25 protein-coding genes and 2 riboswitches are annotated in these 23,305 nt (G+C 40.3%); of the genes, 6 read left to right on the top strand and 19 right to left on the bottom strand.

Annotated features, from left to right (window positions below; all coding sequences use genetic code 11):
• Positions 1 to 74 precede the first annotated feature (74 nt).
• Complete coding sequence (locus tag ACIPKN_RS13585; protein WP_400936775.1) at positions 75 to 1,505, bottom strand: DHA2 family efflux MFS transporter permease subunit; 1,431 nt, start codon at positions 1,503 to 1,505, stop codon at positions 75 to 77.
• Positions 1,506 to 1,674: 169 nt separating this feature from the next.
• Between ACIPKN_RS13585 and ACIPKN_RS13580 the strand changes: the two genes are divergently transcribed.
• Positions 1,675 to 2,208 carry a TetR/AcrR family transcriptional regulator gene (locus ACIPKN_RS13580; protein ID WP_400936773.1) on the top strand — a complete coding sequence of 178 codons (534 nt, stop codon included), beginning with the start codon at positions 1,675 to 1,677 and terminating at the stop codon, positions 2,206 to 2,208.
• Positions 2,209 to 2,406: 198 nt separating this feature from the next.
• Here ACIPKN_RS13580 and rnz read toward each other — a convergent pair whose 3' ends face one another.
• The 18 genes from rnz to ACIPKN_RS13490 all read right to left on the bottom strand — a co-directional run bounded on the left by rnz (position 2,407) and on the right by ACIPKN_RS13490 (position 19,255).
• Complete coding sequence (gene rnz / locus ACIPKN_RS13575) at positions 2,407 to 3,339, bottom strand: ribonuclease Z (protein WP_400936770.1); 933 nt, start codon at positions 3,337 to 3,339, stop codon at positions 2,407 to 2,409.
• Positions 3,340 to 3,435: 96 nt separating this feature from the next.
• Entirely contained in the window at positions 3,436 to 4,272 is an 837-nt protein-coding gene (locus ACIPKN_RS13570; protein ID WP_400936767.1) for a class I SAM-dependent methyltransferase, read from the bottom strand.
• The gene (locus ACIPKN_RS13565; RefSeq protein WP_400936765.1) at positions 4,269 to 5,768 is read right to left on the bottom strand and encodes a cobyric acid synthase; all 1,500 of its coding nucleotides are present in this window, start codon (positions 5,766 to 5,768) and stop codon (positions 4,269 to 4,271) included. Before ACIPKN_RS13565 ends, ACIPKN_RS13570 begins: the two co-directional genes overlap by 4 nt.
• 265 nt (positions 5,769 to 6,033) lie before the next feature.
• Positions 6,034 to 6,570, bottom strand: a complete 537-nt coding sequence (locus tag ACIPKN_RS13560; protein ID WP_142507080.1) for a cob(I)yrinic acid a,c-diamide adenosyltransferase — start codon at positions 6,568 to 6,570, stop codon at positions 6,034 to 6,036.
• A gap of 14 nt (positions 6,571 to 6,584) precedes the next feature.
• Entirely contained in the window at positions 6,585 to 7,145 is a 561-nt protein-coding gene (locus tag ACIPKN_RS13555) for a nitroreductase family protein (RefSeq protein WP_400936762.1), read from the bottom strand.
• Positions 7,146 to 7,178: 33 nt separating this feature from the next.
• Positions 7,179 to 7,946: a uroporphyrinogen-III C-methyltransferase gene (gene cobA, locus ACIPKN_RS13550; RefSeq protein ID WP_400936760.1), complete on the bottom strand. Its 768-nt coding sequence runs from the start codon at positions 7,944 to 7,946 to the stop codon at positions 7,179 to 7,181.
• Complete coding sequence (locus tag ACIPKN_RS13545) at positions 7,943 to 8,581, bottom strand: precorrin-2 dehydrogenase/sirohydrochlorin ferrochelatase family protein (protein ID WP_400936758.1); 639 nt, start codon at positions 8,579 to 8,581, stop codon at positions 7,943 to 7,945. The genes cobA and ACIPKN_RS13545 overlap by 4 nt, the downstream gene beginning before the upstream one ends.
• Positions 8,574 to 9,941, bottom strand: coding sequence for a cobyrinic acid a,c-diamide synthase CobB (locus ACIPKN_RS13540; RefSeq protein WP_400936756.1), 1,368 nt, complete (start codon positions 9,939 to 9,941; stop codon positions 8,574 to 8,576). The genes ACIPKN_RS13545 and ACIPKN_RS13540 overlap by 8 nt, the downstream gene beginning before the upstream one ends.
• A gap of 11 nt (positions 9,942 to 9,952) precedes the next feature.
• A complete protein-coding gene (locus ACIPKN_RS13535; RefSeq protein WP_400936754.1) occupies positions 9,953 to 11,074 on the bottom strand; it encodes a cobalt-precorrin 5A hydrolase in 1,122 nt (373 codons plus the stop codon).
• Positions 11,067 to 11,852: a precorrin-4 C(11)-methyltransferase gene (gene cobM / locus ACIPKN_RS13530; protein ID WP_142507086.1), complete on the bottom strand. Its 786-nt coding sequence runs from the start codon at positions 11,850 to 11,852 to the stop codon at positions 11,067 to 11,069. Before cobM ends, ACIPKN_RS13535 begins: the two co-directional genes overlap by 8 nt.
• On the bottom strand, positions 11,852 to 12,559 hold the full coding sequence (gene cobI, locus ACIPKN_RS13525; RefSeq protein WP_142507087.1) for a precorrin-2 C(20)-methyltransferase: 708 nt from the start codon (positions 12,557 to 12,559) through the stop codon (positions 11,852 to 11,854). Before cobI ends, cobM begins: the two co-directional genes overlap by 1 nt.
• Positions 12,552 to 13,772: a precorrin-6y C5,15-methyltransferase (decarboxylating) subunit CbiE gene (cbiE, locus tag ACIPKN_RS13520; RefSeq protein ID WP_400936750.1), complete on the bottom strand. Its 1,221-nt coding sequence runs from the start codon at positions 13,770 to 13,772 to the stop codon at positions 12,552 to 12,554. The genes cobI and cbiE overlap by 8 nt, the downstream gene beginning before the upstream one ends.
• Positions 13,729 to 14,862 carry a cobalt-precorrin-5B (C(1))-methyltransferase gene (locus ACIPKN_RS13515; protein ID WP_400936747.1) on the bottom strand — a complete coding sequence of 378 codons (1,134 nt, stop codon included), beginning with the start codon at positions 14,860 to 14,862 and terminating at the stop codon, positions 13,729 to 13,731. The genes cbiE and ACIPKN_RS13515 overlap by 44 nt, the downstream gene beginning before the upstream one ends.
• Positions 14,862 to 15,521 (bottom strand): precorrin-8X methylmutase, encoded by a 660-nt coding sequence (locus tag ACIPKN_RS13510; RefSeq protein ID WP_400936744.1) that lies wholly within the window; start codon positions 15,519 to 15,521, stop codon positions 14,862 to 14,864. Before ACIPKN_RS13510 ends, ACIPKN_RS13515 begins: the two co-directional genes overlap by 1 nt.
• Positions 15,522 to 15,533: 12 nt before the next feature.
• The gene (gene cobK, locus ACIPKN_RS13505) at positions 15,534 to 16,295 is read right to left on the bottom strand and encodes a precorrin-6A reductase (protein WP_400936742.1); all 762 of its coding nucleotides are present in this window, start codon (positions 16,293 to 16,295) and stop codon (positions 15,534 to 15,536) included.
• A complete protein-coding gene (locus tag ACIPKN_RS13500) occupies positions 16,292 to 17,194 on the bottom strand; it encodes a sirohydrochlorin chelatase (protein WP_400936740.1) in 903 nt (300 codons plus the stop codon). The genes cobK and ACIPKN_RS13500 overlap by 4 nt, the downstream gene beginning before the upstream one ends.
• A gap of 14 nt (positions 17,195 to 17,208) precedes the next feature.
• Entirely contained in the window at positions 17,209 to 18,879 is a 1,671-nt protein-coding gene (cobJ, locus tag ACIPKN_RS13495; RefSeq protein WP_400936738.1) for a precorrin-3B C(17)-methyltransferase, read from the bottom strand.
• A 4-nt stretch (positions 18,880 to 18,883) separates the two neighbouring features.
• Positions 18,884 to 19,255: a (2Fe-2S) ferredoxin domain-containing protein gene (locus tag ACIPKN_RS13490; RefSeq protein WP_400936736.1), complete on the bottom strand. Its 372-nt coding sequence runs from the start codon at positions 19,253 to 19,255 to the stop codon at positions 18,884 to 18,886.
• Positions 19,256 to 19,392: 137 nt separating this feature from the next.
• A riboswitch (cobalamin riboswitch) is annotated at positions 19,393 to 19,574 on the bottom strand.
• A 414-nt stretch (positions 19,575 to 19,988) separates the two neighbouring features.
• A riboswitch (cobalamin riboswitch) is annotated at positions 19,989 to 20,173 on the top strand.
• Positions 20,174 to 20,300: 127 nt separating this feature from the next.
• Here ACIPKN_RS13490 and ACIPKN_RS13485 point away from each other — a divergent pair.
• The 5 genes from ACIPKN_RS13485 to ACIPKN_RS13465 are packed head-to-tail and all read left to right on the top strand — an operon-like array spanning position 20,301 to position 23,193.
• Positions 20,301 to 20,588 (top strand): hypothetical protein, encoded by a 288-nt coding sequence (locus ACIPKN_RS13485; RefSeq protein WP_400936733.1) that lies wholly within the window; start codon positions 20,301 to 20,303, stop codon positions 20,586 to 20,588.
• Positions 20,563 to 21,309 (top strand): energy-coupling factor ABC transporter permease, encoded by a 747-nt coding sequence (locus ACIPKN_RS13480; protein WP_400936731.1) that lies wholly within the window; start codon positions 20,563 to 20,565, stop codon positions 21,307 to 21,309. The genes ACIPKN_RS13485 and ACIPKN_RS13480 overlap by 26 nt, the downstream gene beginning before the upstream one ends.
• Before the next feature lies 1 nt (position 21,310).
• The gene (locus ACIPKN_RS13475; protein WP_132359992.1) at positions 21,311 to 21,583 is read left to right on the top strand and encodes an energy-coupling factor ABC transporter substrate-binding protein; all 273 of its coding nucleotides are present in this window, start codon (positions 21,311 to 21,313) and stop codon (positions 21,581 to 21,583) included.
• A gap of 3 nt (positions 21,584 to 21,586) precedes the next feature.
• A complete protein-coding gene (gene cbiQ, locus ACIPKN_RS13470) occupies positions 21,587 to 22,357 on the top strand; it encodes a cobalt ECF transporter T component CbiQ (RefSeq protein WP_400936729.1) in 771 nt (256 codons plus the stop codon).
• Positions 22,357 to 23,193 (top strand): energy-coupling factor ABC transporter ATP-binding protein, encoded by an 837-nt coding sequence (locus tag ACIPKN_RS13465; RefSeq protein WP_400936727.1) that lies wholly within the window; start codon positions 22,357 to 22,359, stop codon positions 23,191 to 23,193. Before cbiQ ends, ACIPKN_RS13465 begins: the two co-directional genes overlap by 1 nt.
• The last annotated feature ends 112 nt before the right edge of the window (positions 23,194 to 23,305 follow it).

The raw sequence follows: 23,305 nt of genomic DNA, 5'->3' as shown, positions 1-23,305 counted from the left end.
ATTGTAAAAACATAGAGCCTTGCTACAGTTTATTGTAGTAAGGCTCTTAAAGTTGTTCTTTGAATGCTTAATCATTATGCTTGTTGTTTAAACTTATTTTTAGATGGAACAAATAGAGTTAATACAAATGCAATGATTGCTAAGATTGTCATGAAATAATAGGCATCACTTGAACCTAAGATTGAAGCAAGTGTACGAATACCTTCAGTCGTAGCATCTGGTGTCTCTACTAGCAATGTTTTCGCATGGTTTGTCGTTTGTGCTGTGAAAATTGTAATAACGACAGCAGATCCAATTGCGCCTGCGATTTGACGTAATGTATTATTCACTGCTGTACCATGTGTGACAAGTGTTTTCGGTAAGGCATTCAAACCAGCTGTATTCAATGGCATTGTGATAAAACTCAACCCTATACGTAGAAAAATAGTACGTATCATTATAAAGCTATAGGTTGTTGTTTCTGATAAATCCGTTACAACCCACATTGAAGGAATGACAAAAATCAAACCGATAATAAATAACGGCTTTGCTCCAAAGCGGTCATACATTTTTCCTGTCACTGGAGACATAAAGGCATTTACAAGTGCACCCGGTAATAATAATAAACCGGCATCTAAAGCTGTAAACCCTCTTCCGTTTTGTAAATATATTGGTAATAAAATCATATCCGCATACATCATCATTGTAACAATAATGTTGATGATGGACGTGAGCGTAAATAACTTATTGTTAAAAACGGATAAGTTAAGAAGTGGATCAGATGATTTAATTTGTCGAAGACAAAACATTGCTGTAATCATTATCCCTACAAGTATAGAAGCAATTACAACTTTATCATCCCAACCATGGCTTCCTGCATTACTAAATCCATACAAAATAAGACCAAAGCCAATTGTTGATAAAATAACGCTGATTACATCTAACTTTGCTTTTGCGGTTTCTGAAACATTATTTAAATATTTCATTGCCATAAATAGAATGATCACGACAAATGGAATGATGCCGATAAATAACCAACGCCAAGAATAATTATCTATTACAAAACCTGCTAATGTTGGTGCAATAGCTGGAGCGAAAATCATAGCTAGCCCAATTAACCCCATCATACTACCTCTTTTTTCAGGAGGGAAAATAAACATCACGATACTCATTAGCAACGGCATAATAATTCCCGCCCCTATTGCTTGAATCATACGACCTATTAGTAAAGTGGTGAAGTTCGGAGCTATTGCACAAAAAATAGAGCCTACTAATAAAAACAGCATTGAACTTATAAATAATTGGCGTGTTGAGAAGCGTTTCATTAAGTATGCTGTAATAGGGACTAGCACCCCGTTTACTAACATAAAACCAGTAGCTAACCACTGAACGGTTGTCGCAGAAACAGAAAATACGTCCATTAAATTACTTAATGCAACGTTTAACAGAGTTTGATTTAGTGTAGATAAAAAACACCCGAAAATTAAAACTGTTAATAGTACTTTTTTATTGATCGATTCCGACATTACATTCTTCCTCTTTCTACTTGTTTTATTAACACTATGTCAATAAAATAGATAATAACACGTTTATTTTTTGATTCCTATTTACAATTTTTCAAGAAGTGTCAATTAAACAACAAAGTTAAAAATACTATTCATTAAATTTGTATTTAATAGATAAAGGAGAATTAAATTGACCACACAAAAAAAGCAAGACCCACGAGCTATTCGCTCTAAACGGGTATTTAAAGAAGCTGTCGTAGATATATTAATCGAAAACCCAGATATTTCGAAACTTACAGTACAAAAAATAGCCCAACGTGCAGAGCTAAATCGAGCAACTTTTTATTTACATTTTATAGATATTAATGATTTATTAAAGCAAGTAGTTTACGATATGTTCGACGACTTGTTGTCGGAAATGTCTCCTTCTTTACAAATTGATAATTTAAATAATCAAGAACAATTAATTACATTTTTAGATTACTTTTATAAGCACAGAAAAATTTTAGCTGTTCTATTTGAGCACCCTGGTTTCATAAAAAAAATGCATAGGACATTAAAGGATTTGATTGTCATACAACGTAAAAGTGAAGGTGCTGATAGTACTCTATCGATGGATATTCTCGCATCTTCAATACTTGGCATTATCATGTGGTGGCTCAGAAACGGGGTTCACTTTAGCTCCGAATATATAGCCAGTCAAATTATTGAATTATATCGATAATTATTCGTACTAATAAATGGGTGACCTCAAAATATTGGGTGTATTTCGCTATGAAAACATTTGTTGCTGGCGCTTCGCTTTCGCACAGAAAAACATTTGTTGCTGGCGCTTCGCTTTCGCACAGAAAAAACATTCGCTGAAAAAGATGAAAGTACCCTTTAAATGAAACGTCATCTAAAGGGTACTTTATGTTTTTGCTTAAGTTAATTTGTTGTTATTCCAAGAGAATACAGATTGATCAGATGTCAGGAAGGTTTGTGGGAAAACCTCCTGTGCATCTGCTAAAAATTTTGGTAAATCATGTGGTAAAAAGCGGGCACTTAAATGGTTTAGCAATAAATAGTTCGCTCCTGCCTGTTGTGCCACCTTGGCCGCTTCGACATTTGTAGAGTGTCCGTAGTTCGCTGCTAAATCTGTCGTAGTACCATCAAAGGTCGCTTCATGAATCACAATATCTGCTCCATTAGCTAATGAAACAGCCTCTGGACAGTATTTAGTATCTCCTAAAATAGTGAGCGTAAAGCCTTTTTTAGATGGGGCGACAACATCTTTCGCATATACAACGGTGCCATCCGCTAGCTCAATATCTTTCCCTGCTTTTAATTGTCCTAGTAAAGGACCTTTTGGGACACCAAGGGCCTGTGCTTTTTCCATTAATAGTTCGCCAGGTAAATCCTTCTGCTCAATACGGTAGCCATAGCATGGAACTACATGTCGCAATTCACTTGCACTTACTGTAAAATGTTCATCTTCATAAATAATACCTTCATGAACTTCAACAAATTGTAATGGATATGTTAAATGCGTCTTTGACAAGGCTAAAGTTTGCTCAATCCATTGCTGTAAACCTTGTGGGCCAAATATCGTTAATGGCTCGTCCCCGCCTTGAAATGAACGAGAGCTTAAAAAGCCAGGTAAGCCAAAAATATGGTCACCGTGTAAATGTGTAATAAATATTTTCGTTACTTTACGTGGCTTTAATGATGTATGCAAAATTTGATGTTGGGTCGCCTCCCCACAATCAAAAAGCCACATTTCCCCCACTTCATCCAAAAGCTTTACCATTAGGGCACTTGTATTTCGTTCCTTTGAAGGCATTCCTGCGCCTGTTCCTAAAAAATGTAGTTGCACATATGCCACCTCACTTCTATTTCTATATCGCTTTATTGTACCCTATCGCTTCCAATAAAAAAAACCTTTGGTCTGTTTTGTCCAAAGGTTTCATAATTATTTCGGCTCCCATGATACGAGTGCCGCATGGAAATCATGACGATAATAATAACGACCGTTCTTTTCTTCAATAAACGGCAAGAGCGATTCCTCAACATGCTCTCTATTAAAAGTGTTATTTACTATTTTTTTACTTTGTGTTGTTATAAGCTGTTCATAGCTTTCATATTCATACACTCGTTCTAACGGGATGATTTTGCACTCTGCATAAATATCCATTTCATAGAGCAAATTTAAAAATTCTATATAATCTCTTCGTGGAAATTTAATATCATAGCCATACTTGTCGTATAAAATTTCATAGTGAGGTTGAATCGGCCCTGTTGTCATGCCAATAATTGCACGCTTTTTAGCTAGACGATTCATGTGGTAAAGTGCTGATTTGATTTCATACATACGATAAAAGCAATTGACACCTATGACTATATCATGCTCTCCTACCTCATCTTCAGCAAGGGTTTCCCACTTTGCATGAAGATAAGAAACATGTTGCCTATCCTCCAGACAATTTTCTAAATAGCTAAGGATACTTTCTGAGCTATCTACACAAGTTAGCTGTCGCACATGATCAGCTAGCGGAAACGTATAATTGCCCCAGCCTGGACCAATTTCCAATACAGAGTGCTCCGGTTGAATACTTTTTTTAATTTCTTGAAAAATTTTTGCGGCGTAAGGATCTGTTTGTCCAGTCTTTTTACGTGCGATTGACTGCGCCCAAAACTGCTCCTCTAATTGATCATTGACCATTCTTTCAGGCATTTGACCATGCCAATCTTTCATACCTTCCTGCCATAATGCCTCATAATCAATGGCTAACGGTCCTTTTCTTGTCATACAGGTACCTCTATATTCGTGATTTCGTATACTTTTTTCATATCGAGATTCGCACGCACATGTTTTGCAAGCATATTGTACGCATCCTCTCTACGTTCTGCATCACTTTTCACGTCACTTGGTAACGCAGCGAGCCCTTTTTTCACGCGAATGTCATTAACAAGCTGTCTTGTAAAGATGCGATTATGGAATAAACCGTGGAAATATGTTCCGATCACTTGTTCATCAGCACTTACTGCACCATCTTCTCGCCCATCTGCAAGCTGTAAAAATGGGGATGCTTCATCACGTAAAATTTTCGTACGTCCAAGATGAATTTCATAGCCAGTAAACGTATCCTGGCCTCTTGTTCCTGTCATTTGCACTGTTTTTTTATCACCAACAAAAACCGTTTCCATCGGTAATAATCCTAGACCTTGCGCTGAATCCCCATTACCTTCTACTGCATCTGGGTCCAGTAATGTTTCACCTAGCATTTGGAAGCCGCCGCAAATGCCAATAATCTTTGTCCCTCGTGCGCGTAAATTTGCTATCGCATGATCGAAGCCTTGTTCCTTTAGCCACGCTAAATCATCTATTGTACTTTTTGTTCCAGGTAGTATAAGTAAGTCGGGCGTACCAAGCTCATTGACATTGCCAATTAAACGCACACCAACCTCTGGCTCATCAAAAAATGGATCAACATCCGTAAAATTTGAAATGCGCGGCAGCCGAATCATTGCCACATCCACGCCAAACTCCCCTTGCTTTGGCTTTTTAAAGCGCAATGAAGATAATGCTAGCGAGTCTTCAGCCTCAATATTGACATCTACATATGGTATAACTCCAAGGACAGGAATCCCCGTTTCACGTTCTACCCATTCAATGCCATCATCGAGTAATTCTCGCAGCCCTCTGAATTTATTTATAATCAGCCCTTTTACACGTGCACGTTCTGCATCGTCAAGTAATGCGAGTGTGCCAATTATCGATGCAAATACTCCACCCCGATCGATATCAGCCACTAGCACAACCGCTGCATCTGCTAGATGAGCCATGCGCATATTTGCTATATCACGGTCTTTTAAATTAATTTCTGCAGGGCTACCCGCACCTTCAAGGACAATGACATCATATGTATTTTGTAAAGTTCGTACTGATTTTTCAACGATCGGCATCGCTTCTTGTACGAATTGATTGCGATAGCTTTTGGCGTCCATATTTAAAAAATGCTTGCCATGAACAATTACTTCTGATACCATATCCTGCTTTGGTTTTAGCAATATAGGATTCATATCCGTAGTTGCGACAACTCGTGCTGCCTCTGCTTGTACACCCTGTGCCCGGCCAATTTCTCCGCCGTCTTGAGTTACGAACGAATTAAGGGCCATATTTTGTGATTTAAACGGTACTACCTTTAGCCCATCATCAGAGAAAATACGGCACAGCGCAGTACAAATCATACTTTTCCCCACATCAGATGCCGTTCCTTGAACCATGATAGATTTTGCTGGCATAGTCTTTTCCCTCCTTTTTTATAGTTGAAGCGGGGGAGCAAGTCTGGGTCCTTGCGCGGGTGTTCTTCTTGCTTTCGCGTATATTCCCTCCAAAGCGAGAATATTCTGATACGTCCCGCGAGTATTTTCACAAACATGCGAAGTTCACCTTGATACACGGGGTTCAGCTTGCTTCCGGTATTCTCCCCCGTTCCGTGGGTATTTCCTCCGAAGCGCGAGTATTGCCACGTTCCACAGGTATTCTCACAAAAGTGAGAATCTCGAATTAGAATTCTAGACCTTTTACAGCTGGAATGCCTTCATCATAATAATGCTTTGTCGCATCGATTGTTGATACTAAATCGGCCATTGCAATTAGCGCTGGATTCGCGCTACGTCCTGTTACGACTAAATGCATTGTAGATGGACGCTGCTGAATGGCTTCAATGACTTCGGCTAATGGGAGCACATCATCGATTGGAAATTTTGTAATAGCCAGCGCATTGTTGAGCTCGTCTAATACGAGTACATCAATACTGTCGTCTTGCAAGGCAGCCTTTGTTTTTTCCCATGCTTTTGCTAATGCAGCACGATGCTCGTCTGGTGTTTTTGTCCAAGTGAAGCCGATTCCCATTTGCTCCATTTCTACGCCAAGCTTACGAAGAGCAATTTGCTCTCCGTATGTACGCTCTGGTGATTTAATAAATTGCATATAGCGTACATTCAGGCCTCGACCAACTGCTCGCAATGTGACACCAAGAGAAGCAGTTGTTTTGCCTTTCCCTTCACCCGTGTACACTAAAAACAAGCCTTTTCTAGCCATTCTTCATGCCTCCCTTAAAGCCATGTTGTTTTTTCTTCAAATGAGGTACGTTTCTTGTCTTTAAGCTCCTGTTCTTCTGGGTAGCCAATAAAGATCGTTCCTACTACCTTTTGTGATTCACTTGCGCCAATGAATGCATGCATACGTGAATCATGAACAAGCCCTACACCACGTGTACGCCATACAAAACCAAGCCCAAGCTCTTCTGCAGCAAGCCACATAGACATAATAGCACTACATACGGCAAAAACATTATCTGCTGTCGCATCGGCATCGTCTTCTACAATATCTGCTGTCACAACAATGGCCACAGGCGTTGTTTGAACAACTTTTAACGAGCTTTCCACTAAATTTGGTTTTGTTGGGAATCGCTCTTGCAAATAGGCATTCGCCATTTCCTCGTAGCGTTTCATCGCATCGTCCTGAATAACATAAAAATGCCAAGGCTCACGCATACGGTCATTTGGAGCATAAGTTGCGGCTTGTAAAATTTGCTCAATCTTCTCTTTTTCAACAGGCTGTGTCGTGTAATTACGAATCGCTCGACGATTTTTTAAAGCCTCGATTACTGTCATGATGTGTTTCCTCCTTATGCTCAAGTAAGTTTTTTATGAGAAAGCAAGCCCTTGCTCCTCAAACCATTGAATTTTCTCGCGTACATTGACGACTTCGCCAACGACAATCATGGAAGGATTATGATAGCCTTCTCGTTCAATAATGCTAGCTATTTCATCAAGCTGACCTGTGATGGTACGCTGTTGCTCTGTTGTTCCCCATTCAATAACGGCGACTGGAGTAGTTGCCTTGCGACCATTTTCGATGAGCTTTCTAGAAATATAAGCAATATTACCAACACTCATATAAAAGGCAACTGTATCGATGCCTGTTGCAAGTGCGGGCCAATTTAAAAAGTCCTGTCCTTTTTCCTCACGACCATGACCTGTTACGAGCGCAAAACTTGTCGCAAAATCTCGGTGTGTTACAGGGATGCCCGCATATGCTGGGGCAGCAATTCCAGCTGTAATACCTGGTACAATTTCATAAGCAATACCATGACTTTTTAAAATTTCCGCTTCTTCTGCACCACGACCAAAAACAAATGGATCGCCACCTTTTAAACGTGTAACAATCTTGCCTTCATGCGCTTTTTCGACAAGTAATGTATGAATCTCATCTTGAATGAAGTGATGCTTCCCAGGTAATTTACCACAGTACACAAGCTCTGCATCTTTTTTGGCAAACTCTAGTAATTTCGGGTTCACAAGACGGTCATATGCAATGACATCAGCCTTTTGAATACATTCGAGCCCGTACACTGTAATGAGCTTTGGATCTCCTGGTCCAGCTCCAACTAAATACACTATTCCGTCTTTCATTGCGCTTCTCCCATCAGTATTTGTTGTAAAAATGCTTCACGTCTCTCAATCTCTCCATTACGTGTCCATTCTAGTAGGCTCGGTTCAAGTAATGCTTGTAAAGCGTTGCGCCTTTGTGGGCCCTTGTCAAACTGAGCCGCAATCATTAAACGTGCCTGCTGTAAGAAGCATACATAGTCGTCATAAACCTCATCAAATTGCTCTTCGAGGTCAGCTTTTATTTTACGCGCTAATGCAGGACTGGCACCTGACGTTGAAACTGTTAACACTAAAGGACCACGGCGCACTGTTGCTGGCGTTATAAAGTCGCTTTCAGCCTGTGCATCTGCGCGGTTGATGAGCTGCCAATGTTGTGCTGCTTCTTGTACAGCCTCATTTACTAACATATCATTTGTAGCCGCAATGATGAGTGATGCATCATCTAAATCACGCGCTTCAAATTCTTTTTCACGCCACGTAATTTGCCCTAACTCGGCAAGAGGCAGTAATGATTCATCTAGAGTTGGACTAACAACGACAATATTAGCTTTAGCTGGAAGCAGTGAAGCTATCTTCTGTGTTGCTACGTGTCCCCCTCCAACAATTACTACAGTTTTATATTCAATATTGATGTGAATAGGAAAATAATTAGTCACGATTTTTCACCTTCTTACAAGCTGTTAACCAATTGTCAACAAGCTTTGGGTTCGATACGAAATGAAAATGCGTATAGCCAGCTACTAAATTTCCAGCTTGGTAGCCCTCTTGTTTGTTACCAAAACGCCCCTTCGTTTCATAGGCCGGCGTATTATGCGAGCCGCTATATTTTGAATAGTGGAATTCATGCCCCTTTGCTTCTTCATCCGTACCAATTAAAAAATTATTTGGTGTGCCAAAAATTTCACGGTAGCCGAGAGCCGCTAGCTTCGCTTGCATCGCTACTTCTCCTGGAATAACACCAACCATGTCATAACGGTCACCATTGCTATTCGTAATAGCCTCCGTCAAATACATAAAGCCACCACACTCAGCTAATGTTGGAAGACCTTTGGCAACTGCTTCACGAATAGACTTTTTGGTAACCGAATTGTCCGCCAAAATATTTGCAAATTCCTCTGGGAAGCCCCCGCCGATATACAATCCGTCTGCTTCAGCTGGAACAGGCTCATTTGCAAGTGGTGAGAAAAATTGCAGCTCAGCTCCTTTTGCACGTAGCAGATCCAAATTCTCTTTATAATAGAAGTTAAAAGCTGCATCCTTTGCTACGGCAATGCAAATATTTTGCGATGGTTGTTCATCAAAAAGTTGCCCTGATTCTTGTAGAACAGAAGCCTTTGTTAATGCAAGCAATTGATCTAAATCAATGGTCTCAGCCATTAGATCGCCTAGCTTATCAAAAAATGTATCTAGTTCCCCTCGTTCGATGGCAGGGACTAGTCCTAAATGACGACTTGGAATAGCAATCCCTTCCTCACGCTTTAAATAGCCAATGACAGGAATACCACATTCCTGCTCAATAGCAGCCTTCGCTATTTCATAATGACCGACACTTCCGACTTGGTTAGCAATGACACCAACGATATTCGGTTGATCCGACAACAATTGAAATCCTTTCACAACTGCCGCTACACTTCGTGCCATACTTGCACAATTGACAATTAAAATAACGGGGCTCTCTGTGACAACACTAATGTCTGCTGCAGAGCCAGCATTCGATAGCGGACTTTTGCCATCATAAAAGCCCATAACTCCTTCAATAATGGAAACATCAGCATCTTTACTTGCGCGTGCGACAATATCTCGTACTGCTTCATGTGAAAACATCCAACTATCGATATTACGTGATACACGTCCTGTAACAGCGGTATGATAAGTAGGGTCAATATAATCGGGACCACATTTAAAGCCTTGCACAATTTTGCCCTTTTCTTGTAACGCTTTCATTAGTCCAATGGTAAAGGTTGTTTTACCAACTCCACTACCAGTACCAGCAAGTACAAAGCGATTCGTTTGCATAGGCTTCCTCCTTAAAATGTTAATCTAGCAACAGAGATTGTAGCATTGCCCGATTTTTTCTTTTCTAGTACAAGTGACTCCACCTGCGCATAACGCATTGCTGCTGGCTCACTCACCCCGTATGCTCCTGTATAGTTAAAAACGGTTTCCGAAGGTGAAGGGAAATCAATTTCATTTAATTCCGCCGGTGAATATGTTACAAATTCCCAATCGTATTTCTTTGTTATTTCTAAGAAACATTGCTCGTCCTTCTTTAAATCAATCGTGCATAGCGCTTTCACACTTTTTTTCGAAAGCTTCAGCTCTGCAAGGGTTTCATCAATGACTTGCTCAATTTCTTCCACAGCTGTCCCACGATTACAGCCCATGCCAAGCACAACCGATTTTGGTCGATAAATAACACCATTTTCTAGAAGCACTTCTTCTTTTGGGTCAATGATGCGGTCAGTAATGAGTAATGTCGCATGTGGTTTCGCTTCAATCGCATCATATGTTGAAGGATAAATTTTAATTTGCTCTGGCATCGTTGTGTCACGCATCCACCAGTCACGTTCCCCCGTTTCCTGAACGATTGCAACGTGCTCCTCATTGACAACAGAGGCACTGACAGGTGTTAGTTTATCGGCACTATCCCATACCCAGCCAAAACGGGCACCAAATAAATCAACCGGAATGGTCTTTTGCACATCTGAGGCTGTTGTAATAATAGGATTTGCTCCAAGTGCTGCAGCTACTTCATGTGTCAGCTCATTGGCGCCACCTAAATGTCCCGATAACACGCTAATCACGTTTTCACCACGGTCGTCAATGACTACAACACCTGGATCAGTCTTTTTATCCTTTAAAATCGGTGCTATCATGCGTACAACTGCACCGAGTGAAATGATTAAAATTAAGCCTTTATATTGCTTAAAAAGAGTTGGCAGCAGTAAACGCACCGTACCTGTAAACATCTGAATATGCTTTTTTGCTTCATCACCTTGCTCGAATTTACTCATGTAATATAAGTCGCTTGCTGCAAAGGTTTGCTGCAAGCGACGTCCGATTTGAACACCGTGCTTTGTAATGGCTACAACTGCATAAGGATTTCGTTGGTCAACTTCTGGCAATACGCCCTCTTGTAACTCAATCACTTGTTTTCACACCTTTTCTAAAGCCATGTGTAAAGGAAGCATCATATAATTTGGAACGATATTGATCTTTATCATGAATATTCGGGTCTAATGCCCAGCCAGCTAAAATCATCGCATGTTTACGAATCCCATTGACACGCATTGCTTCATCCAGTTCAATTAATGTTGTACGTACGATTTTTTGATCTGGCCAAGAAGCTCGTTGAATAACAGCTACTGGTGTATCATCGGCCCATCCAGCATTTTGTAATTCTTTTACTATTTTCTTTGTTAGCGTTGCGCTCAGGAATAAGGCAATTGTACAGTGGTGACTCGCTAAATCACGTAGCTTCTCAAATTCTGGAACAGGTGTACGTCCTTCGGCACGCGTTAAAATAAGTGTTTGTGTTAAATCAGGAATTGTTAATTCTGCCCCGATTGCCGCTGCTGAAGCGAAGACAGAACTAACACCAGGAATAACCTCGTAGCCAATGCCTTCTTTTTTTAATAGAGCTACTTGTTCCATGATTGCTCCGTACATCGCAGGGTCTCCTGTATGCATACGAGCTACTACTTTACCTGCCTTGACGCGATCTACCATGACCGCTACCATTTCCTCTAAATGCATACCTGCTGTACGAATAACCTCTGCATCTGGTCTTGCCTTTGCAATAAGGTCCTCATTCACTAATGAATCTGTATACATCACAACGTCTGCTGTTTGTAGCATATGTAAACCTTTTACTGTAATTAAATCTGGATCACCAGGACCAGCGCCGACAATATATATTTTCTTCATTATTTACGCACCACCATTAACGTTAAATATTCTAAATCGACACCGTCTAGCTCCCGTACATCCCAAATGATTTCCTCGTCAGATGTTACTTTTGTTACGACCGATGCCTTATCAAGTAAATCTAAATCGCGTAGCACCTCAAGCATTAAATCAATAACTTTCGCTACTTTTATAAACACCACTGCATCGTGACTTTCAATCGCTTCACGCATAGCATCATAGTCATCATGGGCAGGGACAATGGCAACACGGTCATCGCCATCTGCTAGCGCAATCCCAAGTCGGGATGCTGAACCATTGAACGAAGAAATTCCAGGAACTGTTCGGATTTCAACATTAGGGTGCATGTCCTGCATAAGCTTCATCATATGGATGAACGTACTATATAATAATGGGTCACCTTCTGTTACGAATGCGACGTCCTTACCTTCTTTTAATTTCTCATAGACAAGTTCCACTGATTTCGTCCATTCGCGTTCTAATACAGCCTCATCCTTTGTCATTGGAAATACTAGGCCAAGCATATCTTTTTCTTCTGGGTTAATGTAGACATCTACGATACGATGTGCATAGCTTTTACTGCCTTTTAATTTTTTCGGATAGGCAATAACAGGAGATTCTTGAATAACACGGAATGCCTTAACTGTAATTAACTCTGGATCGCCAGGACCTACGCCCAAGCCATATAAAATACCAAGATTACTCATGATTTTCTTCCTTTCGATATGCAGAAATAATGTAAATAGGATTTAATGGGACAAAACGTGTCATATCTAATATTGGTTTACTGCGCGCAAGCTGTGCCTGCAATATGTCTACAGCAAAGCCACAAGACTTAAACGCTTCGACTGCTTTATATAAATTTTCAATTGTTGCAGCATTCAAGACAATACGACCATTTGGCTTTAAGCGTGTACAACACAATTGTAATAACTCCACCATTTCTCCTCCAGTGCCGCCGATAAAAATCGCATCCGGATCAGGGAAGTTTTCAAGTCCTGCTGGCGCTTTACTATGAATAGCTGTAATATCTACACGGAACTTTTGCTGATTTTGCAGACAATTTTCTAAATCGGGGGCATTTTTCTCCACGGCAAATATTCGACCTTCTGGCGCAAGCTTGCCGGCCTCAATGGCCATCGAACCCGTACATGTGCCAACGTCCCAAATGATGCTATCAAATTGTAGCTGCATTGCTTGTAAACTTAAAACACGAATTTCTTTTTTCGTAATCAGCCCTTTGTCTGGCTTACGCTGTGAGAATTCTTCATCAGCGATACCGAGTGCATAGCGTTTTGGTACTGAAGTTTGCTGTAAAATAACAACATTTAACGGAGAAAAATCAGCCATTTCTAATTCATCAAGTGAATAACAGCCGAATTTTTCATTTGTGCCCTGTAAATTTTCTGCGACAAATGCACGGTATTCTGTCATGCCAAAATGCTTTAAATAACGTGCCAACTCATTCGGATTATTCTCTGCATCTGTTAGCAATGCCACTTTCTTTTTACCATCGATGCGTTGTGCTAAGCCTTTCATGGAGCGCCCATGAATACTTGTAACATAAGCATCCTGCCAGCTTTCCCCCATCTTTGAAAAAGCAAGCTGTACAGAGCTCATATATGGATAAACGTCAATGTCTAGCTTTTTCGCTAAATAACCACCGATTCCGTAAAATAATGGATCACCTGACGCTAAAATAACTGTAGTTCTTGTTTCTGCAGATAATCTTTCGACAAGCGCTGAAAGACCACCTTTAATTAACATTTTTTCACCCGTGAAATTCGGGAAAAATTCTAGGACACGCTCCCCACCAACAAGTACCTCACAGTCTTCAATCCACTGTACATATTGCGGTAGTAAGCTTTCTTGTCCGTTATCCCCGATCCCAATCAATTTCATCGATCGATGCAATGTCATCAGCCCTTCCTAATAATTGTCCCTGCATCGAATAGATCGATGTGGATAGCGTTAATCCGCCCTTAATATGATGTAATGAAGAATAACAGCAAGCTTCACATAAGTGGTGGAAGAATGCATCATAGCCCTTTTCTGCCATAATTTCTCCAACCTGTGAAGCAGTGTTTGCCTCTCGTACGTTCGTAATGGTTTCTTCATCTGCACCTATATCCACTGCTAATTGTGCTAAAAAGTTAAAATCAATTGGAGCACTTTTAGAGTGCACCATCATGACACCTTGTGCCACCTTCGAGAATTTCCCCATCATCCCAACAAGCGAGACTTGCTTCATACCAAGTCGTTTACAATGCTTTAATGTAAAGCCTACAAAATCGCCCATTTCTATAAACGCTTCCTCTGATAAATGAGGGTACTGTGCCATCGCATACTTTTCACTACGTCCACCAGTCGTGACGACTAAATGCTTACAACCAGCCTCTTTTGCAACACTAATCGCTTGGACGATGCTGGCCATATAGGCAGAACTCGAAAAAGGCACGACGGTTCCCCTTGTGCCTAAAATTGAGATGCCTCCAATAATACCAAGTCGCCCATTTAACGTTTTTTTAGCAATTTCCTCACCCTTAGGGACGGAAATAACTACGTTAACGCCTCGTTTAATTTGAAATTCATCAAGTACACCTTGTACAGTACTATGAATCATCTTCCGTGGTACAGGATTGATAGCTGCTTCTCCAACAGGTACTGGTAAGCCAGGCTTTGTTACACGCCCGACCCCAATTCCACCGTCCAGATGAATGCCTGGTATATCTGACCAGCTTACTGTGCCAACAATGAGTGCTTTATGTGTTGCATCCGGGTCATCACCAGCATCTTTAATCGTTTCACAGCTAACAGCATCATGCTGAAATGTACATTTTTCTATCGTAAAAGTTGCATCTCGTCCAATCGGCAAATGAATCGTACTTGTTTCTTGCTCTTCATTTGTAATTAAGGCGAGTAATGCGGCCTTCGTTACTGCAGTCGCACAGGACCCCGTTGTATAACCGTGACGCATGTCTTTGGGATCTTTTTTAGGCTTCCGCTCCATTATTTTTTCGCCTGTTCATCCGCTAAAAGTGAGACAGCATTCAATGCGGCAACCGTCACTGTACTACCGCCTTTACGACCAACATTTGTAATATACGGAATACCTTCTAGTTTTAATAACTCTTCCTTCGATTCAGCGGCTGATACGAAGCCAACTGGCATACCGATAATTAAATCTGGTTTCGCTATGCCTTCTTTAATTAAACGAATTAATTCAAGCAATGCTGTCGGTGCATTCCCAATTGCATAAATGCCACCTTCGTGTAATCTAGTAGCCTTTTGCATAGAGATAATCGCACGTGTTGTGTTTTGTTTTTTTGCTTCAACTGAAACATCTTCATCTGCAATATAGCAGTGTAAATCGCCACCATGTTTTTGGAAGCGTTTTTTCCCTGAACCACTTTCAATCATTTGCACATCTGCAATGACATGGCGACCAGCAAGGATTGATTTAATACCGGCCTCAAGTGCTCCCGGTGTAATAATTACGCTACGCCCTAATTCAAAGTCTGCAGAAGCATGAATGATGCGACGTACAACTTTCCACTCATCCTCTGAGAAATTATGCTCGCCCATTTCCTCTGCAATAATAGAGAAACTGTAATCATAAATTTTATCTGGGTCTACTGTTAATGGTTTGAAATCTGTTTTAAAGTCCATTTGGATTGCCTCCTAAAGTGTGTTTTGTACAGCTTGACGTACATCTTCAAATGTAGAATATTGCTGTCCGTATTTTATATTTGGTCTGGCAATTAAAATCGTTTCGATGCCACATGCAAGGGCAGCCTCTAGCTTTTCATCCACCGAGCCAACCTTGCCGCTTTCTTTCGTAATCATCAACGTCACATCATATTGACGAAAAAGTGCTTCATTTAATTCCTTTGAAAAAGGGCCCTGTATGGCAACAATATCTCTTTGTGCCACACCAAGTGCTTCGCATTTTTCCATATTATCGAGTCGAGGAAGCATACGCGCAATTACTCTTGTATTTTCTAAACCATGTAATACCTTTGTAAAGGTTGCTAGTGTTTTACTGCCCGTCGTTAGCATAATGACACCACGTTTTTCTGCTGCTAAATGGGCAGCCTCGTCGTAATCTTTCACAATCGTAATTAGTGGATCTGCATAATGCTCATGAGCACGTTCATAGCGAATATACGGAACATTTGCTTGCTCAGCTGCCACCATAGCATTTTTTGAAGCTTCTTCAGCAAATGGATGAGAGGCATCTACAACTAAACGGTACCCTCGCTCTGTAATAATCGTCGCCATTTCATCCGCCGTTAAACGACCGACTAAATAAGGAAGGCCTACTTCTGCAAGGCTAGAAGCAGCTGATTCAGTAACGACCGTTGCTGTCACAGCATAACCCGCTGACTGGATTTCAAGTGCTAGATTTCTAGCATCGCTCGTCCCTGCTAACATGAAAATCATTTCACTGGCTCCTCTTCATGGTGGTGATGATGATCATGGTCGTGGTCGTGATGATCATGGTCGTGGTCATGATGGTGATGATGATGCGCATGTCCATGTACTGCTGCATAAGCACGATAATTTTCTAAATCTTGCATACCTGTTGACGTGCCATTTACAGCTTGCTCAATACGCTCTAATAGTACATTTTGTAAACGCTCATGATAGCCAAAATAGTTAGCAATTTGAATATCACAGTCCGGATATTTTTCGTTAAATTGCTGACACATACCGTTCATACGTTCCATTAGGATACCTGTGAATAAAAAGTACGGTAGCATAATAATTTTTTTAGCACCGAGCTTCACACAGCGCTCAATTCCTTCTTCAACACGCGGATCAGTGACACCCATAAATGCACTTTCCACATACTTAACCGGGAGTTTTTCCCATAACAAGCGTGTAATTTTATAAAAATCACCATTTGCAGCAGGATCACTGCCACCACGTGCAATTAATAAAATGGCAGTATCTTCATGTTCTTCTTCAGCATTAAAACCGATTTCTACTAAACGATCTTCTAAAATAGCAAATATTTCTTCATGGATACCGATTGTTTGCCCATATGTGAACGTTATATTTGGATAATGCTCACGCGCATGTTCGATTTCTGCTGGAATATGTAGTTTTGAATGTCCAGCATGAAGCAGGATGATCGGAATAACATGCACCTCTGTAGCACCCTTCTTCACACAGTTCGTAATACCTTCTTCAATGTTTGGCGAGGCAAACTCTAAAAAACATGTTTCTACTAAAAAACGTTCATCAATGCGAGGTGTCATTTGCTCGATAAACGTGCGTACCTCTTCATTTCCTGCTTCTAAACGGCTCCCGTGGCCGACAAATAAAATTGCTTTCATCTCATTACTCCTCACTAGTCGCCGCATGGAGCGGGCTCTACTTTTATTTTTGAAGACATATCCTGATACGTAAAATGTAGGATCTTTTTCACACGCTTGAAGTATTTAAACAGACGTTCATTTGGATGCGCATTTGCTTTATATTCATCGATAATGTCGGTGATAAGTGGTATGAGGTGTTCAGGCTCTAACCCCTCAACAACAGGCTGTGCAGCATGAGCTGTACGACCAACCGGCTTGGCACCAATAAAAACATCAAATTTACTTTTACGATAAACGATGCCAATATCATCAAATACTGCTCGATAACACGCCATACCGCAGCCATTAAAGCCAATATTTAATGTTTTCGGTAACGCCATACCCCCAAGCTTTTCTTGAATCTCTTCTGCATATGGAATCGAATCGACCTTTTCTCCGTAACAGAAGTCACAAGCCTTTAACGAAAGCACGTCACCAAGTGGTGCAAGTAAAAAGCCAACTTCACGGAGCTTTGCTGTAATTTCTTCAGGGTCAGACGTTGGAATTTTCAAATGAATTTGATGGTCTGGTGTATACTCCATCGTTCCTTCCTCACCAACTACTTCAGCTAAAGTCTTCATTTGTTGAGGCGTAAAGAACTTATTGGCTACCCCAGGACTAACCGCTAATTCAAAAATAGATTCGATTTTTTGTTGAACACGCTTAGGTGATACTTTCACAGCGTTTGTTCCCTTTACCATTGCAAGAGCTGCTGTTGCCATTTCAAGTGACGATTTGTTAGACTTTGGTTGTGGTTTAATGGCTAAACTGGGCTTAATACGATTTGCATTAGGATCTGTCGCAAAATCATTACGCGCTGCTCCTGTTTCTTGATTCATCGCCCATGGTTCATTTTCTTCCTTAAGTCGTTGATGCGGTCGTAACGGTTGTTTTTCTACACCAAGTGTATATTTACGCTGATAACCACGTGGCGTAATCATCTTATTGTCGTAGAAGAATGTTGTTGAATTCCCAATAATAACTGTCGTTAACATGCCGATATCATGTTCAAGCATTTCTGCTAAAGTAGTCATCGTTATTTCCTGGCGGTCACGATATGCGCTTTTCACAAGTCCAACTGGTGTATCTGGCGAACGATATTCCAATAAAATTCGTTGTGCCTCTACAATTTGTCTCGTACGACGTCCACTTTTCGGGTTATAAAGAGCAATAACAAAATCCGCCATTGCTGCCGCTTCTACTCTTTTTGCAATTAAATTCCAAGGTGTTAAGTGGTCACTTAAACTAATGGTACAGGCGTCATGCATAATTGGAGCACCTAGTAAACTTGCACACGAATTAATAGCTGAAATACCTGGAACAATTTCTACCTCGATACCAGTTGCCTCTGTCCAGCCTAGCTCGATTAATACCTCATACACTAATCCTGCCATTCCATAAACCCCGGCATCTCCACTAGAAATGACCGATACGATACTTCCAGCCTCTGCTTGACGTACCGCTTCCTGTGCACGTGAAACTTCCTCCGTCATACCAGTACTAATAATCGACTTTGCACTAACTAAATCCTGAATAAGCTCAACATACGTTTTATAGCCTATAATCATATCACTTTGTTGTAGTGCCTCCACAGCACGAGTCGTAATATGTTTAAAGTCTCCAGGACCAAAGCCAACTACGAAAATCTTACCTTTTTGTGCCATTTTGTTACCCCTCTTTCACCTTTTCAATGCCTTTAATGGCTGTTGTTTGTGCTGTACGCTGTAACGAACCTTCCTGCAATGTAAAGACATGCTCATTATGTAACGACTCATGATTTAAATCTTGTACGAGTGCTCTCGCATGCTCCGTTGTTGGCACACGGTACCAATTTCCCTGAGGATATGCAATGACAACACAAGCATCTTTACATCTGCCATTACAGCGAGTTCTCGTCGTATGTATTTCCTTATCAAGCGCCAGCAACTGTATTTCATCACGGATCGCCTGTGTAATGTCCTCCCCATCTTTTTTCATACAGCTACTACCATTACAAATAAAAAGATGTGTTTTCATCCCCTCTAAATTCCAAGTTGTCATAGTCGTTCTCCCCTCATTTGCTTTTAGGAAAAAAAAACCTTTACTCTAGACGAAGAGTAAAGGTTTTGTAGAAGCCAAATAAAAACGAATATATACGGGTACTCGCTTTCGCTTCAACTTCTCCCTCCGAAAAGTTTGCATGTATCATCCCATAAGCAGGTTTCCTGACTTAAGCTTCCTTTTACTTTCGCGCCTTCCCAAGTTTTCACTAGTGGCATCCGCGATTTCATCAGCTATTACAGTAGCGGGGGCTGTATCGGACTTTCACCGATTTCCCTATTATCTTGAATATTCAAGCACTTATGGACGTTTTATATGAATTTTTAATATATCAAGTATGCCTCGGCATAATTGCATGACAGCCGCCGGAGGCTTTAACTTCTTTCAGCAGGTACAGGTGTTTTGACACCCGCTGAAAAGAACTTAAATCAGCATTCATCTTACCATCTATAGAGGTAGGAGACTTCTGTAGCTAACGCTTCACTTTCGCTACAAAAGACATTTGCTGAAAGAATTTTAATGTAATTGAAAACTGTTTCTATCATAGCTTATTTTTTAAAAATTTCAATATTACTTTCTTAATTTGTGACAATTTTTTTAAAATTCTATAGAAAAACGCGACATTTCTTTTTGATTTATCTAAATTTTCGACGTAGACTATTAATTTAAAATTTTTCTATAAAAATCATAGCATATATATGGAAATTCATGTTACACTTTGTCGTGAAATCTCACAACTTCATCTTTTTTCGGTGCGAATTGTTCAGCATTTCGCTTAAAAGGGAAGCCGGTTCAAGTCCGGCGCGGTCCCGCCACTGTACTAGGAAGTTTTATAGAGAATGTCACTGTCCAAAGGATGGGAAGGCCTATAAAACGTTGAACTAAAGCCAGGAGACCTGCCGAAAAATATGTGATCGTTTCAACCTACGAGGATGGGTGTGCGGCTTAGCAGATTAGAATTTTATTTGCTTTTTTAGCATGCACTTTTCCACTATCGGAGAAGTGCTTTTTTTCATTCAGAAGAGACTCCATCTCAAGGTAGTAGATGAGTACAGATATGGTTCCAACCGGGCCAAAACACCTACTGAATGAAAAAAAGCTTCCGGCGGATGTCACGGACTTTGAAAGGAATGAATTGTGCTTGCACAATTCAAAATCCGGACGCATTGTTTATCTGCGCGAAAGCGAAGCGGCAGCTACAAATGTTTTCTGTAGCGAAAGCGAAGCGGCAGCTACAATTACGCCAAGGCGAAATTTTATCGATCGCATACTAATTCGAAAAATTTTAAAGCTAGGAGGAGAGATTCTTGAAATTTTCAGGTTGGAAGCTTAGTTATTTCTTATTGGCATTTTTATTCGTGCCAAATCGTGCATTTGCGATGCATATTATGGAGGGTTTTTTGCCAATTGAATGGGCGATTTTTTGGTGGGTCGTATCGATTCCATTTATTATTTTAGGATTACGTTCTATTCGTAAAACCATTGAAGAAAATCCTGAAACAAAAATGATATTAGGGCTATCGGGTGCCTTTGCCTTTGTACTATCTGCCTTAAAAATCCCTTCTGTAACAGGGAGTTGTTCGCATCCAACTGGAGTTGGACTTGGGACAGTTCTTTTTGGACCATTAGCGATGAGTGTTATCGGGACAATCGTATTATTATTCCAATCTTTACTGTTAGCACACGGTGGGCTTACAACATTAGGGGCAAATACCTTTTCCATGGCAATTATGGGCCCTATTATCGCTTACTATGTATTTAAGGGCTCACAAAAACTGGGATTATCATTTTCAGTAGCCGTCTTTTTAGCAGCAATGCTTGGTGATTTAGGTACATATGTTGTCACATCTGTACAATTAGCTCTTGCCTTCCCTTCTGAGGTCGGTGGCTTTATGGCTTCATTCACAAAATTTGCTGGTATTTTTGCGTTAACACAAATTCCTCTTGCTGTTAGTGAAGGAATTTTAACAGTGATCGTTATGAATTTTCTGAAAAAATACAATGTGAGTGAATTAAAAGCTCTACGTGTTTTCTCAACAAAGGAGGCTCACTAACATGAAAAAGAACTTACTGCTCTTAGCCATTGTTGTGTTCCTAGCAATTATCCCCCTATTTATTCAAAAAGGTGCAGAATTCGAGGGGGCTGATGGCGAAGCGGAAGCAGCAATTAGTGAAATTGATGCAAACTACGAGCCATGGTTTGAAAGCTTATGGGAGCCACCAAGTGGTGAAATTGAAAGCTTATTATTCGCACTACAAGCTGCTATTGGCGCTGGATTTATCGGCTATTTCATTGGCTTAATGCGTGGCAAACATAAAGAGGGTTAAGCGATGTTACTCATTGATAAGTATGCTTATTTGAATAAATTAGCGTCTGTTCATCCGTTAGAAAAAACGACGTTATCCCTTGGACTACTTATATTGTCGCTTATCATGAGAGATGAACGAATGTCACTCATTACATTTATTGTGATGAGTGCTTTTATCATTTTAGGCGCAAAAATCCCTGCTAAATATTATGCTAAATTACTATTGCTACCTGGATTTTTTTTACTATCAAGTTTAGTGTCAATTTTAATTTCTATAGCGCCAACAACTAGCACGTTACCAACGTATATTTGGTCATTTTCATTTAATAGTTGGACGATTTTTATCGGCAGAGCGAGCCTCGTGACAGCGCAACAGCTTTTTTTCATCGTCCTTGGCAGCATTAGCTGTTTGTATTTTTTAATTCTCACAACATCAGTCCAATCTATTTGTTACGTGCTAAGACAATGGCGACTTCCAACTCTATTTGTAGAGCTAGTAGAGCTAACGTATCGTTTTATTTTTATCTTTTTAGATAGTATGCAAAAAATTCATCTTGCCCAGCAGGCTCGTCTAGGATACAGCTCCCCTATGCAGTGGCTCCGTTCGGTATCAATGTTAATTGCAGCTTTATTTGTCGAGATGTTCCAACGAAGTCGTGAGCTAAACAATGCGATGGAAGCGCGTGGTGGCGAAACTGTTTATTGGCAAGACGATGTTACCTATAACGCGAAAAATTGGGTAGGTATTGCTACTATTTTTATACTCCTCATCATTTATGGAGGGTTTTTCTGATGACAGATTTATACTTTGATTTAACACATTTATCCTACGCTTATGCAGATGGAACTTATGCCCTAACAGATATTACACTTCAAATTCCAAAGGGGAAAAAAATCGCTTTACTCGGTCATAATGGAGCTGGAAAATCAACGTTATTTCAGCATTTAAATGGTATTTTGAAGCCTACCGCTGGAAGTATATCCTTTTGTGGCAATGACCTGAACTATAGTAGAAAAGCATTAAAAAAATTGCGCCAACAGGTTGGTATTGTTTTTCAGGATGCCGACAATCAGCTTTTTTCTGGCACAGTTAAGCAAGATATTGCATTTGGTCCTTTGAATCTTGGCTGGACAACTGAAAAAATTGAAGAGAAAATTGCGTGGGCTGTCGCTCAAACCGAAGTCGAAGCATTGCTAGATAAACCGATCCATTTTTTAAGTGTTGGACAGAAAAAACGTGTCGCAATGGCAGGAGTACTTGCAATGGAACCTTCCGTTTTATTATTAGATGAACCGACAGCTGGACTAGATAATTATTATAGTGCACAAGTTTTAAAGTATTTAGCTACGTTAGAGAACGATATACGAACAATTTTACTAGCTACGCATGATATTTCATTAGCCTATGAATGGGCAGATCAAATAATCGTGATGGAAGCTGGGAGAATTATTTATAATGGAGATCCAGTTGCAATGTTCTTCCAAGAGGATTTGCTTGAAAGAGCCCATCTTGAACGCCCATGGGTCTTTGAAATGGCCATTGCCTTGCAAAAGAAAAAGTTATTTAAAAAAAACATTAAAATGCCCCGTTCGAAGAAAGATTTACACAGACTTCTTGAGCAGCTTTAAGACAATTTGTTCATAGTTGGTACAATTCAATTATGGTTGAATCCAAGCTCCTACTCCAATCTCACAAATCGAGTAGAATGTTTCGACCTCTCTTCTACATATTTTTATAATG

The organism is Lysinibacillus sp. NPDC086135, assembly GCF_044746345.1.
Classification (GTDB): Bacteria; Bacillota; Bacilli; order Bacillales_A; family Planococcaceae; genus Lysinibacillus.
Note: the sequence above shows the minus strand (reverse complement) of the source record. Positions and strands in the feature narration are given on the sequence as shown.